The organism is Phocaeicola sp. ICN-14070 (assembly GCF_037892625.1).
Lineage (GTDB): Bacteria > Bacteroidota > Bacteroidia > Bacteroidales > Bacteroidaceae > Phocaeicola > Phocaeicola plebeius.
Genome location: NZ_JBBKBF010000003.1, coordinates 42,345 through 57,979, shown reverse-complemented (window position 1 = coordinate 57,979; position 15,635 = coordinate 42,345). Strand labels below are relative to the sequence as shown.

The 15,635-nt window shown below is 42.1% G+C and carries 9 protein-coding genes; 3 read left to right on the top strand and 6 right to left on the bottom strand.

Annotated features, from left to right (window positions below):
* Positions 1-171 precede the first annotated feature (171 nt).
* The 4 genes from WKT20_RS01530 to WKT20_RS01515 form a co-directional block, all read right to left on the bottom strand.
* On the bottom strand, positions 172-4,482 hold the full coding sequence (locus WKT20_RS01530; RefSeq protein WP_340416710.1) for a hybrid sensor histidine kinase/response regulator transcription factor: 4,311 nt from the start codon (positions 4,480-4,482) through the stop codon (positions 172-174).
* A gap of 98 nt (positions 4,483-4,580) precedes the next feature.
* On the bottom strand, positions 4,581-4,895 hold the full coding sequence (rhaM, locus tag WKT20_RS01525) for an L-rhamnose mutarotase (protein WP_040313315.1): 315 nt from the start codon (positions 4,893-4,895) through the stop codon (positions 4,581-4,583).
* Positions 4,896-4,906: 11 nt separating this feature from the next.
* The gene (locus WKT20_RS01520; RefSeq protein ID WP_278560251.1) at positions 4,907-6,553 is read right to left on the bottom strand and encodes a rhamnogalacturonan acetylesterase; all 1,647 of its coding nucleotides are present in this window, start codon (positions 6,551-6,553) and stop codon (positions 4,907-4,909) included.
* Positions 6,554-6,769: 216 nt separating this feature from the next.
* Positions 6,770-7,999, bottom strand: coding sequence for a rhamnogalacturonan acetylesterase (locus tag WKT20_RS01515; protein ID WP_340416726.1), 1,230 nt, complete (start codon positions 7,997-7,999; stop codon positions 6,770-6,772).
* A 237-nt stretch (positions 8,000-8,236) separates the two neighbouring features.
* Here WKT20_RS01515 and WKT20_RS01510 point away from each other — a divergent pair, with 237 nt between their 5' ends.
* On the top strand, positions 8,237-9,664 hold the full coding sequence (locus WKT20_RS01510) for an alpha-d-galacturonidase (RefSeq protein WP_418823693.1): 1,428 nt from the start codon (positions 8,237-8,239) through the stop codon (positions 9,662-9,664).
* Positions 9,665-9,728: 64 nt separating this feature from the next.
* Here the strand turns inward: WKT20_RS01510 and WKT20_RS01505 are convergent, their stop codons facing one another.
* Entirely contained in the window at positions 9,729-10,970 is a 1,242-nt protein-coding gene (locus WKT20_RS01505; protein ID WP_117700749.1) for a hypothetical protein, read from the bottom strand.
* A 67-nt stretch (positions 10,971-11,037) separates the two neighbouring features.
* Complete coding sequence (locus WKT20_RS01500) at positions 11,038-12,468, bottom strand: carbon starvation CstA family protein (protein WP_118163354.1); 1,431 nt, start codon at positions 12,466-12,468, stop codon at positions 11,038-11,040.
* Between the two features lie 177 nt (positions 12,469-12,645).
* Between WKT20_RS01500 and WKT20_RS01495 the strand changes: the two genes are divergently transcribed.
* Both WKT20_RS01495 and WKT20_RS01490 read left to right on the top strand, forming a co-directional pair.
* The gene (locus tag WKT20_RS01495; protein ID WP_340416709.1) at positions 12,646-14,304 is read left to right on the top strand and encodes a glycoside hydrolase family 10 protein; all 1,659 of its coding nucleotides are present in this window, start codon (positions 12,646-12,648) and stop codon (positions 14,302-14,304) included.
* A gap of 82 nt (positions 14,305-14,386) precedes the next feature.
* Positions 14,387-15,556, top strand: coding sequence for an AIR synthase-related protein (locus WKT20_RS01490; RefSeq protein ID WP_118163349.1), 1,170 nt, complete (start codon positions 14,387-14,389; stop codon positions 15,554-15,556).
* Positions 15,557-15,635 lie beyond the last annotated feature (79 nt).

Sequence of the window (15,635 nt, the reverse complement as noted above, 5' to 3'; positions counted from 1 at the left end):
GTGCAAAGGTAATACTTTTTCTTTATACAATTTCAATATTTATTACTTTTACATGCCTTTAACCATAAACTTTGCAGAAAAACCGACATTTTTCATCAGATATTTATAATATCGGCCGCTCATTTCTAATTTTTGCAAATTCCAAATAGCAAAGAAGAATCAACCTCCAGCTTATTCTTCTTTGACTTCAGAATCAGCATTTGCTTCTTTTTCCTTCTCCCCTCTTCCTCCTTTCTGATAAACGGAAGGAGTCACACCAAACTGCAGTTTAAAACATTTACTAAAATAGAACGGATCGTTAATTCCTACCTGGTAAGAAACTTCGGCCACCGTCAGATTCTCCGGAGAGGAAAGCAGCTCTGCCGCTTTTTTCATTCGCATAATACGTATGTATTCATTGGGAGAATAACCTGTTACCCCTCGCACCTTACGGTAAAAGATAGAACGTCCTACTCCCATCATGGAAGCAAACTCATCCACGGTAAACTGAGGATTACCCAGTTGCGTTTCCATAATGCGCCCCATCTTTTCTACAAAGAATTTATCCTTATCAGAGGAACAAAGAGCCGGACGCACCTGATTCGGGTCATGCGAGAATTTCTCCTTCAGTTTTTCACGCTGTTCTATCAACTTAAACGCACGTGTCAACAACAGTCGCGGACTAAACGGTTTCGTGATGTAAGCGTCGGCTCCACATTCCACTCCTTTCACATGATTGTCTACAGAAGTCATGGCCGTCAGCAGAATAACCGGAATATGACTGGTATTAAAATCAGTCTTCAATTTCCGTGTCAGTTCAAAACCTGAACATCCCGGTATGACCACATCACTGATAATCAAGTCCGCATCATAATTACGCGCACGTTCCAATCCTGCATCTCCGTCGGCTTCTGCTACAACCTCAAAATATACCCCCAGCTCCTCTTTCAGGAATTCACGCACATCATTATCATCCTCCACAATCAAGACCTTGTATTTATTCAGCGGATTCACCGGAAGGACTTCCTCCAGTCCTTCTTCATCTTTCAATACCACATCTGCCAAATGCTTTTCGGCCCTCTCTTCTTCACGCAGAAGTACATTGTTCGGCACAAGAAAATCTTTTTCTTCATATACAGACTTATCCGTTGGCAAAGTCACAATAAAGATGGAGCCTCCTCCCGGATTCTCTTCATACGTAATTGTTCCTTTATGCACATTGACCAGTTCATGTGTCAGATGCAGACCTACTCCTACACTGTCACCAGAGAAATTACTTTGCATGAACCGCTTGAACAATTCTCCCCGTTTTTCTTTAGGAATGCCGACCCCCGTATCAGACACACGCATTTTCAGTTTACCGGCCGCTTCGTCTACATTCACCACAAACTCAATCTTTCCTTTTGAGGGAGTGTATTTAAAAGCATTAGACAAAATATTATATACTACCTTATCTACATTTCCCTTATCAATAAACATCCGGTACGACTGGCAAGAAGGAATAAAACGGAACTCCATGTTTTTTGATTCTGCCGCATCCTTGAAGCTCAAATAAATTTCATACAGGAAAGCTATCACATCTGTCTCTTCCAATGACAAGGCCAGTTTATTATTCTGCATCTTACGGAATTCAAGCAACTGATTAATCAGACGCAACATACGTTCCGTACTCTTGTCCATAATCTTAAGAGAGTATGCCATCTCCTTAGGTACTTTCAAACGGTGAATTTTCTCCAACGCACCTTGTATCAACGTCAACGGCGTACGGAACTCATGTGAAATATTGGTAAAGAACACCAGTTTGTACTCAGTAAGCTGTTCCTCTACCTTAATCTTGTTGCGCAAAGTATTCATATTACGTATAATACGGAATACAATGTACAACAATACAGCTATCACTATCACATACAAAATATAAGCCCACGGTGTTTTCCAGAAAGGAGGATTCACCACAATCTTCAATACAGACTCCTCCGCTCCCCATAATCCGGAAGCATCAGACGCTTTTACATGAAGATAATAGGTCCCGGGAGAAAGATTTTTGTAAGCAGCAAAGTTCAAGGACGAAGGAACACTCCACCCCTTATCATAGTTTTCAAGCTTGTAACTGAATTTAGAACCTCCAGCTCCCGAATAGTCAAACGTAGAAAACTCTACCACAAAAGAACTTTGATAATACTGTAAATTCACCTCTGAGGCATAAGCCAAAGACATATCCAAGGGAGAATCCGGTTCATCGGGACTGACAGAAATGCCATTCAACCGCAAATCTGTAAATGTAACTTTCGTTTTACTTTCCGGATGTTTCACTCTACGCGGATCAATCACCGTCAATCCATAGTTTGTACCAAAGGCAATACGACCGTCATCCAAACTTAGTCCACAATTCTCGGCATACACATTGCCCAGCATATTTATAGAGAAAAAATAATTCTCGAACGTCTTACGAAGTATATCAAAACAAGAAACACCAAATTCTGTGGTAATCCATATTTTACCATTCATATCCGGCACAAAAGTTTGTACCATTCCGTTAACCAAACCATCTTCCGGTCCAAAATGCTCAAACTTCAGTTGACTATAATCCCCGTTTTTCGGAAGAGAACAAACCGAAAATCCGGCTCCCGATTCTGCTACCAGGATATGCCCTTTTCCGTCAGAAGCAATACTCCGGATTTCGTTACTTCTCAGCATTCCGTTATCAAAGGTATAGCTATAATAAGCAGAAGGATCTTTCAACAGCTTATCTGGATGGAACACATAAACACCTTCACTGGTTCCAACCCATATCCAACGGTTATTATCTTCAAAAATCACCCGAACCTGACGCTGTCCGTAAGTGGAAGTTAAAAAATGGCGGAAACTATAACCCGTCTCACCCGGAATAGCCAAATCAAGCCCTCCTTCAAAAGTTCCAACCCATATACGGTTTTTGCTGTCTTTCAACAAACAAAAGACTTGATTTGACCCCAAAGAAGACGAATCAGAAGGATTATGTGTGTACACATGATTGCCTACTATCAGTCCTTTCGTACGCGAAGCATACCATTGAACTCCATCCATATCCTCCACTACTGCATAAATATTACTCCCATAAGCAGTTTCTTCCTTCTTGTTATTCAAATGTGAATCATATGCATACATTTTTCCATCACGGGTTCCAAGAATAATATCTCCCGAAGAACGACGATGTAAGGTACGCACCGTATTCGAACGATTAAACTTCCCTTCTCCAGCCGGGAAAATACGAAGCGTACCTTCATTCAAGACTTCCAAACGGGACACACCCGTATATTCAGAACTTACCCATATATTGCCAGAATGGTCTTCTATGACACATTGCAGAAAATCTGAGCCAATCTGACTTTGCGTATTGTCTGAGTCGGCCACGATATGTTTCATTTGTCTGTTTGCCACATCATATACAAACAGACCGTTTCCATAAGTTCCAATCCAAATAATTCCACGTGAATCGTGTATCACATAATAACGTTCCCGATCCACATAATTGCGTTTCTCTTCCGGCATCAATAAAAAAGGTGTCACCTTCCCCGATTGTGAGTCAATCCAAGTCAGCACTCCATTATTTCCATAAACCCACGATTCTCCTCTATTATCTTTAATAACCTTCGCTCTTTTTATTTGAAGTGCCTCTTCGGCCAAAGTCAAAGCATTCGTATCAAAATCAAAACACCACGTGCTGGTAGCACTAAAAATCAGCCATTTCTTACCTAATATCAGGTTATCATAATAAGTAAAATCTCCTTCAATAGAAACTTCCTTTTTTAATGCCCCATTCCGGAAAGTATAAACCCCTCCTTTATTTGCCAAAAAATAGGTTTTCTGCCCATAAACTGCTATTTTCCTAAACTCCATACGCTCATCTACCGCATGGAGTTTCTTTCCATCCCAATAATAAAGTCCTTTTTCTGTGGCAATCCAGACCCAGCCTTCTGCACCCACCCTCAAATCGCGAATAAGATTTGACGCAAGCCCATTACGAGTATCGAAAGCAATTGAGGTAAAAGTACGGTCCTTCTGATAACGTATTAACCGACATCCTTCTCTTTCTCCCGTTACCCAAGCTTCATTTTTATTGACAAAATAGACATTCCAATAATGACGTAAATATTCACCACTCCCCGTAAAATCTACAAAACAGTCTTTTTTCAAATCGTAGCATCCTACCAGCTCGCCAGTTGTTTTTATCCATAAGAAACAATTTTGATCCTCTACTATTTCCTGTACACGATGATCCGGCAAGGAGGGTTTATTTCCTTTTCGAGGACGGAATGTAACAAAAGAAGTTCCATCAAAACGACTAAGGCCATTAAGGGTACCCATCCAGATAAATCCCTTACTGTCCTGATACATATATCTGACCGAATTGTTCCCTAGTCCAGATGTAGTTGTAAAACGAGTGGAACGTACATCCACCGAAGCCTTAATACCTTCTACACACGATACTATTAAAAAGAATACGAAGAAGAATAACCTGTTCATTCCGCCTTATTTTGTATAAATTATTTGCAAAAATATAAAAAAAGTGCATCACTAAAAAAGCCATGCACTTTTTTCATTCTTTGTATTGAATTACCTGCTTAATCCATGTGGAAAACCTCTGGCAAAGGAATGGTAACCGGAGAATTGTCAGGATTTACTTCCATAATGTCGGCCATATAATCCCACCATTTCTGCACAATCGGGTTATTTCCCATATCCTGTGAAGATTCTTCACCTTTCGTTTTCTGGCAAGCAAACAAGATATTGGTATCTTTATCCCAATAAATAGAATAATCATACACCCCATTTTCAGACAACATCTGTTTCAATTCCGGCCAGATAGCTGCATGACGTTTTTCATACTCTTTTTCAAATCCTGGTTTCAGGAACATTTTAAAAGCTTCACGTTTCATAGTACCTCCATTTATTTTAAGTAGTTTTTCAATGTGCAATCTGTTTCTTTCAAACCTTCTGCAATGCTTTGCGCATTCAAGTGCGCTCCTTTCAATGATGTATGTGTATGGTCTTTACAGAAATAAGGAGCTACATACTTCAGGCCTTGTTCATAACCTATCTGCTGCAATTTATCTGCTGACAACTTATTCAAATCAATAAAATACGCACCTGTAGCTTCAGCAGCTTCCCGTGTCCATTTTCCAAAAGACGTAGTATTACGCTGTATCTCATTATTATCCCACATATTACGTGGCGTATGACTCAGCACAATAGGGATAGCTCCTTTTTCTTGAACATCGCGGATAAATTTACGCAAATACCAGCCAAATGTATACACGACATCATAAGTTTTAGTGGCTTCCATTAGAAAGACTTTACTTTCTTCTCCAGCTCCCGGAAGTTCGGCACGCGCCTTTCCGGTATTAATAGCTCCAGCATCGTTATGTCCAAACTGAATCAATACAAAATCGCCAGGTTGCAAGGCATTATAAACTTTATCCCAGCGACCTTCCTCCAAATAAGTACGCGCACTACGACCCGCTTTCGCACAATTTTCTACAGAAATTCTATTTAAGTCAAACAGTTCGGCAATCACGCTTCCCCATCCCCACTGACCATTCTCGTCTTTGTCCTGGTTACGTACCGTACTGTCACCTACAGTAAATAACACCGGACAACCTTTCTTTCGGGTTGATCCTGTAACTGTATCTTTTTCGACCGGTTTCAGGTAACGAGCCAGTTCCAGTTTTTTATATTCACGAATTCCTTCGGCGGCAGATTCAGCATTTACCCGTGCTCCAAACACACTGGTATGAATGCGATCCAAGTAGAACATATATTTTACCTTTTCCTTGCCAAAAGTCTCAAATTTACGAGCTGTTATCTCATTAAGGTCAATAAAAGGTACATGTTCTTTTTTAGCCACTTGCTTGGCCCACAAACCAAAGGTCTTATTTACACGAGTTATTATGGTACTGTCCTTATCCTCCCAAGCATTGCGCGGAGTAAGAGAAAAAAGAATTGGATGAGCTCCTTTGGCCTTGACTTCACGAATATAACGACGCATATATTCGCCATAAGTATACACTGTTTCCTTAACTCCTGTCTCCTTAATTGTTACTTCGAGACTGTCTTTACCAATGCCAGGAATAGACGCACGTGCCCGGCCGCTATCATACGGTCCGTTATCGTTATGTCCCAATTCGATAATAACCCAGTCACCTTTTTTTACTCCTTTCAGGACATCTTTCCACAAATGAGTATAAAATGTACGGCTACTGGTTCCACCCAACGCATGGTTTTCAACTGTAATCTTATTTTCATCAAAATATTCATGGAAGAAATATCCCCATCCCCACTGTCCGTTATTTCCATTGCCTAACGTTCCGGTGCGCATCGTTGAATTTCCTACCAAGAAAAGTACAGGATTATCCCCTTTACGGGTAGACCCCGCAACCGGACGAGCCGTTTTAGCCTTATTCAAACTATCCAGAGTCAAATCTACGACCTGGTTAACATCTTCCATTGGCGCTTTCACCTTATTTTGCGCATAAGCAGAAAAAGAAAAGCAGGTTGCCCCCAGCAACCAGACTCCCCACATTATGTGTTTTTTCATATACAATATCTAAATGTTTTTTAACTTGCCAAAGATAGCACAAAGAGATTATATCTACATGGAATATCGTACACAATCATGTGCTTTTGTACAGAAACATGTCTGTTAAAAGCATAAGAGCGAGCCGGATGCATACCGGTTCGCCCTTTTTCTCTCTACCCTAAATATTGTTAGTATACCTATTAAAACTTATAATATTCAACCAACTTACAAAAATCAGTTTCCATCAGGTTTTTCAACCTCTGTGAAAGGACTGTCATTCCACTTAAACGTATCTACCCGATCAGGTGCTGCCGGATTAAACGGATGATAATCATCTCTCAAATATTTAACCCAGGGAAGATTCAACTGCTTAATACCTTCAATCACACATTTAGCAATTTCATAAGCTCCATAAGGATTGAAATGGGTATTATCAGCCAGATCCTTCGTTTGGTTCGGATAAGCTCCTGCCGGATAATGTACAAAAGCTTTTTTAGAAGGTTCTACCCCCATAGCTTCATAAAACACACGGGTCATGTCATGCAATTCTATCACCAGCACTCCCTCACGCTGAGCAACCCAACGCATTGCACTAGGATAGTCTTCGTGTGTTTCCTGTATTTTACCAGAATTATCAAATGAACGACGTTGGGTAGGAGTCACAAAAACCGGAATTCCCCCTTTTGCACGTACTACATCTACAAAATATTTCAAATTGCTGGCAAATGAATAATAGGCTCCCTTGCCAGGCCCTTTTAACTTCTGGTCATTATGTCCAAACTCAATAAACATATAATCCCCTTTTTTCATCTGAGTTAAAGCTTTCTTCAAACGACCAGCTTTAATAAAGGTATCGGCACGTTCACCACTTTCCGCATAGTTTGCAAAACATACATGTTCATCAAAAAAGCGCGGAATCATCTGTCCCCAGCTAGCCCATGGCTCATTATCCTGGTCTACTACAGTAGAGTTACCTGCTAAAAAAACGGTCACCACATCATTTATCGGCTCAATTTTCAGACTAGCCAAACAGGGAGCATCTCCATTAAACTCAAATGTCAACTTATCATCCCAGTTCAATTTATTCTTTTCCCGTTCCTTAATCTGTACTTTTTCGCCATCTGCTATTACTGTATTACGCTTATTTACAGTAAAACGATAGGTCAGAAACTCTCCCTTCCGAGTTGGTATATTCTCCAGGAACAAACGTCTGGACTCCGCACGCACCGTGGTAGATCCTGCTTTCCGGGCATTGCCTAAAGTTACTGTTACCAAATAGTTTCCATCAGGAACGTCTACTGAAAAGAAAAAAGGCTCGTTACTTTTCTTCGCTGGTGCAGGTAAAAAATCATACCCGTAACCACCCTCACAAGGATATATGGAATCTGAAGAGATTTGAATCACCCCCTTCTCTACTTTTTTCTTCTCACTAAAATCAAACTGGTAATCTTGTGCATAAGCCATATTTACCAAAAACAGGCTGGCAAGACTAATATTCAGGAATCGCTTTGTTTTCATACATTTTCATCTTAGGTTATTGTAAAGGCAAAATTAGAGGCTTATTACCAAACAGAATGCAGACAAACGTACGGAATCATAGAATATCGTACAAAAATACATTTATAAGGACATTCACACCTGATTTATTTCAAAAAGAATAAGTTTCTTTGCTACCAAAGATATCCTAATTAATATATTACCATGAGAAGCAGAACATTACTTTCTATTTTTGTAGCAAGCCTGATGGCGTATACAACCTCAGCACAAAAGGTGCACGTACAACCTGTACATGTGGAAGCTCCTTTCCCCATGGACTCCGTATACTTATGCACATTCCCCAATAAAGAGTTCCCCATTACAAAATATGGAGCAAGAAAAGGGAACAATCATCTAAACACCCAGGCATTTGCCAAAGCAATTGAAGCATGTCACCGTGCCGGAGGCGGACGAGTGGTAGTTCCTGCTGGAGAATGGTTCACCGGACCTATTCATCTCAAAAGCCATGTCAATCTTTTTCTGGAAGAAGGAGCTGTGGTCAGGTTCTCCGACAATCCCAATGATTACCTTCCAGCCGTAATGACTTCCTGGGAAGGACTGGAATGTTACAACTACTCCCCACTTATCTATGCATTTGAATGCGAAAATGTAGGTATTTCCGGAAAAGGAACACTGGCCCCGGTCATGGATACCTGGCGTACATGGTTTAAACGTCCGGAAGCCCATTTAAACGCATTAAGACAATTATATTCCATGGGGTCAACAGATGTACCTGTAAAACAGCGTCAAATGGTAAAAGGAGAAAATCATCTCCGACCACACCTCATTCATTTTAACCGCTGCAAAAATATATTATTAGAAGATTTTCACATCCGCCAAAGTCCTTTTTGGACCATCCACCTCTATTTGTGTAACAGCGGTATAGTACGTCATCTCGATGTGCAGGCACATGGACACAACAATGACGGAATCGATTTGGAAATGAGCCGGAATTTTCTGATTGAGAACTGTAAGTTCGACCAGGGAGATGATGCAGTAGTCATCAAAGCCGGCCGTAACCAGGACGCATGGCGGCTTAACACACCTAGCGAAAATATCGTCGTCCGGGATTGTGACATCCTCAATGGACATACCCTGCTCGGAATCGGAAGTGAAATTTCCGGAGGAGTACGCAACATCTACATGACCCGCTGTAAAGCCCCACAGAATGTACATCGCTTGTTTTTCTTAAAAACAAACCATCGTCGCGGGGGATTCATCGAAAATATTTACTTGGAAGACATCGAAGCTGGAGATATGCTTCGTACATTTGAAGTAGATACCGACGTATTATACCAATGGAAAGACTTGGTTCCAACTTATGAAACACGTATCACACGAATAGACGGGATACATGTAAAGAATATCCATTGCCAGTCGGCTGATGCCATTTATGAACTAAAAGGAGATGCCCGATTACCAATCCGTAATGTATTTGTTGAGAATGTAAAAGTAGATACGGTACGTCAGTTTATCAATCGGTTATCAAATGTGGAAAATTTTCAGGCTAACGAGGTATCCGCTACTATCTTACTTCACAAAGAAACACCCAGCATTGATTTAGACAAACTATATAAACAAAAAGCGGAATAATAAAATAGCGAGAAGTGGCGCCACATTGCCATCTTCTCGCTATTCCATTATAACTTAATCCAGATTAGAACTGGAACAAAGCTGTAAGAACAATACGGTTATTTTTTACCAAATGAGTATCAGTAACTCTGGCCTTATCAGTATAATCGCCATACCATGCTCCGGTCCAAGTATATTCCGCTCCTAACTTCCAGTTCGGACGGTTATAAGTCAGTTCGGCTCCCAAGGTATTCAACTGATCAATATTTGTCCCTGTACCCAATACTCCGGTCACATTCTTCGACGCCCCCAAGTTTTTGAGATATCCGGCAAAAATTCCTCCACGGAACTTACTTCCATACATCATATTTACCCATGTATGCGATACACGCAAAGGAGTATACTCCTGTTCACCCGTGCGAGAGTCGGTAGACGTAATACCATACCCGCCAATTGTACTGGTTTGCGTCAGGTTTGACCCTAACACGCTCTTGGCTGCCAGCAAGAAACGGCGGTGCACATATTTTACATGTGCCTCAGCTGAAACTCCTGTCACCCGTTCGCTTACCTTATAAATATGCTTATTTAATACCGACTGCGTGCGGGGAGACATGGAAGACACATGCACACCAGCCCCAGCAAGCAATCCGGGACGATTATAATCCATGCCTAAATAAAACTCAGGCAAGCAACCGTTCTTCATAAAGCTCTGGCTTTTAGTCGTAGTAACGGCTCCAGCCTCGTTTGAAGAAGGTCCTACCGACAAATATTGTGACTGCCATATAGCAGCGGCTGTCAGCTTGAATTTTTTGTTCGTAAACCGGTAACGAACCTGCGGTGCACGACTAAAAGGCTGATAAGGTGCTCCCATGTTCAAGTTCAAAATTTCAGGAGCTACATCTCCATACAAAGGATGCCATGTTTGTCCAACCAGCAGAGCCGACTTTCCCCAATCAAGGTTGAAATACACGTGACGAATACGGAACAAAGAATAAGTGGTACCCGAACCACGGAAATCGACTTCCACTTTTGCCGAAGTCTTTGCCTTTCCCCAGGTAGGTCCGGTCACATCCACTCCCAATCTGGTATATAATGTATAGAAGTTACCATCTGGTTTAGCATTCAAATCCTTGCCGTCCGCATCAGGAGCTACATCCTTAGGATACATGTAAAAAAGTCCGTCGACAGTTTCTGAGTTGGAACGGCTATTATAGAATAAGTCGGTCCGCACCTGTCCATAAAATTTATAACCAAAACCTTCTTTCTGAGCCATTACTCCTGCCGAAGCGGCCATCATGACCCACATTAAAAAGCATCTTTTTTTCATTGGAAATTACTTTTATCTTTACTGCCCGCAAAATTATACATAATCTATAGAACAGCCAAACAATTCTTTATAAGGAACGTATCCGGCGGAACCAGCATACAAACCAGACCGCAGCCACCAATGCACAACACAATCCGACAGGATAAGCCACTTCGGCCGACAAGGCCAGCCCTTCGGGAGCAATGAGAATATATGTGGCACAAACACAAGTCATAAACAGAGCCGGTATCAAGGTTACCCAATAGTTTTTTCGTGCACAAACCAGCCAGACCGTAATGGCCCATAAGGTAAAGACTGACAAGGTCTGATTACACCAGGCAAAATATCGCCAGATAATCTTGAATCCTTCCGCATCTCCAAAGCTGTACACCAACAACAAGATAGTAACCAAGAATATGGGGATACAAATGAAAAGACGCTTAGCGATAGAGCGCTGTTCTACATGAAAAAAGTCTGCCACAATCAGACGTGCCGAACGCAAGGCGGTATCACCACTCGTAATAGGAGCCGCCACAATTCCCAATATGGCCAAAATTCCACCGAATGCACCTAACCAGTCTTTTGATATATCCGTAGCAACCTTAGCCCCAGAATAAGCTACTCCAGTCACTTTATCCACAATACCGTTCTCCTGAAAGAAATAAGTTGCCGCTGCAGCCCAGATAAGTGCCACAATTCCTTCCGTTACCATCGCTCCATAGAAAATCGGACGGCAGTGCTTTTCATTTGTAATGCAACGCGCCATCAAAGGCGACTGGGTAGCATGAAAACCGCTGATAGCTCCACATGCAATGGAGATAAACATCATTGGGAAAATCGGGTTCTTCTCGTACTTCGTACCAAATCCCTCCCACATTTCAGGTAAGGCCGGACTTTTGACATACAGCATAACAAGGATGCCTACAGCCATAAACAGCAAGGCAAAGGCAAATAAAGGATAAATGCGTCCGATGATTTTATCAATAGGAAGCATAGTCGCCAAAATGTAATACAAAAAAATCACGACCATCCAGAAATACACATCCAGCGCAGAAGGAGTCATACCGGCCAGCAGCTCTGCAGGTCCTGAAACAAAGACCGCACCAACCAGAATCATCAGCAAGACGGTAAACACACAGGCCACTTTTTTAGTCCGGCTTCCTAAATAGCGACCGATAATTTCCGGAAGGCTTTCTCCATTGTTACGCAACGATAAAGCTCCGGACAAAAAATCGTGTACGGCTCCGGCGAAAATCGTACCGAACACAATCCACAAATAAGAAGCCGTACCAAACTGCGCCCCCATTATCGCTCCGAAAATAGGTCCGAGTCCGGCTATGTTCAAAAACTGAATCATAAAAATTTTCCATGTGGGAAGGGGAATAAAATCCACCCCGTCGGCCATTGTCAAAGCCGGCGTTTTACGTGTGGAATCAGGAGCAAACAAGGAATTGACGTACTTTCCATAAACCCAATATCCCACCACCAATAATACCAATGCGAGAGTAAACGTTATCATATCTATCAATTTATCTTTTATTATCGCACAAAAGTAATAAAAAGAAACAAACCATTACTATTTCCAAGAAAAATTTACTCCAAAGCCCTCATTCTTTCACCTCTTCTTCCGGCTTATTATCTTCTTTCTCTACATATCCGTAATTTATATGTATATTTGCACAAACATTTAAAAGATATGCGCATACTATTAATCGGTCTTCTATTTATAAGCAGCTTGCTTTCCTTACAAGCTCAGCCTAAAGAGGAAATACGCGCCACCTGGCTGACCACTCTTGGAGGAATGGACTGGCCTACACGGAAAGCGAATTCGGCCAAGGGAATTGAAGCACAGAAAAATGAGCTGATCCGGCAACTTGATGCCTTAAAGGCAGCTAATTTCAATACTGTACTTTTTCAAACCCGTCTTCGGGGAGACGTTATCTACCCTTCTGCAATTGAGACCTTTGCAGAAAGTCTTACAGGACATACCGGCAAGAACCCCGGATATGACCCACTGCAATTTGCAATAGAAGAATGTCACAAACGAGGACTGGAACTTCATGCATGGCTGGTGTGTATTCCTATCGGAAACAAGCGCCAAGTAACGTTGTTGGGAAAGAACTGTGTAGTAAAAAAACAACCGGCACTCTGCAAGCAGTTCAATGGGAGCTGGTACCTTGACCCCGGAAATCCAGGAACAGCCGATTACCTGATCCGGATAGCCAAGGAAATCACAAGTCGCTATGACATTGACGGCATCCATTTGGATTATATCCGCTATCCGGAGCAGGGCGAAAAGTTCCCGGACAAAGAAACCTATCGGAAATATGGAAAAAAGCAGGAGCTCAAGCAATGGAGACGGGATAACATTACCCGCATTGTCGCACGAATTTACGCGGAAGTAAAACAACTGAAGCCGTGGGTAAAAGTCAGCAGTTCCCCCATCGGGAAATTCAACGACACACGGCGTTATTCATCCTTTGGATGGAACGCATACAGCACAGTATATCAGGATGCGCAAAAGTGGCTGAATGATGGTATTCAGGATGCGCTTTTCCCCATGATGTATTTCCAGGGAAATCACTTCTACCCTTTTGCACTCGACTGGAAAGAAAACAAGAATGAACGTTGGGTCGTACCCGGACTGGGAATCTATTTTCTTCACCCTAAAGAGCAGAACTGGAAAGTAGATGAAATCATACGCCAGATTTACTTCTCCCGAAGAATAGGATTGAATGGACAGGCGTATTTCCGTAACAAATTCATGCTGGAGAATACCAAAGGAATACTGGATGAACTGACGAGCCATTTTTACACCTACCCGGCAGTAGTGCCTCCCATGCGATGGACAAAAGGCAATCTTCCTTCTCAGCCGACTTCTCCTTCTTTAGTATTAAAAGGAAACAATATCGAAATGAGTTGGAAGGCATCCCCATCTTTGCCGGGAGGAGTTTATTACCGGATTTATGCATCCGCAACTTATCCGGTAAATACAGAGAAAGCTCAAAACCTGATTATTACGCGTACGGACAGTTGTCAATACACTTTTGTGCCGGATTTGTCTACAAAGGGAGGTGTCTATTGGGCGGTTACAGCCGTAAACCGTTTTGGATATGAAAGCATCCCACTGGCTTTAAACGTACCGACTAAAGACAATCCTGTGATTTATTACGGAAGTTTTCCAGCTATCCCAAGCGGATATATGCTCATTGTGAGTGACGCCACAGGCATGGAGATTCTCCGTACAATCCAGCCGGAGAAAGACATTCCTCTGAAAACGGGAAAAGGCTTTTTCCGATTCAGCCTGTTAGCTCCTGACGGCACAATTACCCCTGCCGGAGTGACGGTATACTGATTTTATCCCGAAACGCATGGTAATAAAAGGAATAATCACTAAATTTGCACATTCAATTGAAACAAACAAACTTACTATACTCATGAGCAATCAACGATACATGCAGCGCGGCGTATCTGCATCTAAAGAAGATGTACATAACGCTATCAAGAACATTGACAAAGGTATTTTCCCAAAAGCATTCTGTAAAATCATTCCTGATATTTTAGGAGGTGACCCGGAGTACTGCAACATCATGCATGCCGACGGAGCCGGAACCAAGTCTTCACTGGCTTATTTGTACTGGAAAGAAACCGGTGACTTATCTGTATGGAAGGGTATCGCACAGGATGCATTGATTATGAACATCGATGACTTGTTGTGCGTAGGAGCGGTAGATAACATCTTAGTATCTTCTACCATCGGCCGTAACAAGCTGCTTGTACCAGGAGAAGTGATTTCTGCCATCATCAACGGAACAGATGAGTTATTGGCTGAACTTCGCGAAATGGGTGTCGGCGTATATGCTACAGGTGGAGAAACTGCCGATGTAGGCGACTTGGTTCGTACGATTATTGTAGACAGTACGGTAACTTGCCGTATGAAACGTGCCGATGTCATCGACAATGCCAATATCCGCCCGGGTGACGTAATCGTCGGTCTGGCTTCTTATGGTCAGGCTACTTATGAAAAAGAATATAACGGCGGTATGGGAAGCAACGGTCTGACCAGTGCCCGTCATGATGTATTCAGCAAATACCTGGCTGAAAAATATCCGGAAAGCTACGACAAAGCTGTACCAGAAGAATTGGTCTATAGCGGTAAACTGAAACTGACGGATGCCGTAGAAGGCTCTCCACTGGATGCTGGTAAACTGGTTCTTTCTCCGACACGTACTTATGCCCCGGTGGTTAAGAAATTGCTGGATGCCCTACGTCCGGAAATCCATGGTATGGTTCACTGCTCAGGTGGTGCACAGACAAAAGTATTGCACTTCGTAAGCGACAATTGCCGTGTCATCAAAGACAACCTCTTCCCTGTTCCTCCTTTGTTCCGTACAATTAAAGAACAAAGCGGCACCGAATGGGACGAAATGTACAAGGTATTCAACATGGGACACCGTCTGGAAGTTTACTTGTCACCGGAACATGCAGAACAAGTAATTGAAATCAGCAAGTCGTTCAATATCGACGCACAGATTATCGGACGCATCGAAGAAAGTGACCACAAGGAACTGATTATCCGTTCTGAATTTGGAGAATTCAAATATTAATGACCGAACATAGATGGGCGCAGGGAATTCATTATCCAACCTGCCCCATTATATATATTTATGAAGCCACAAGAAAAGA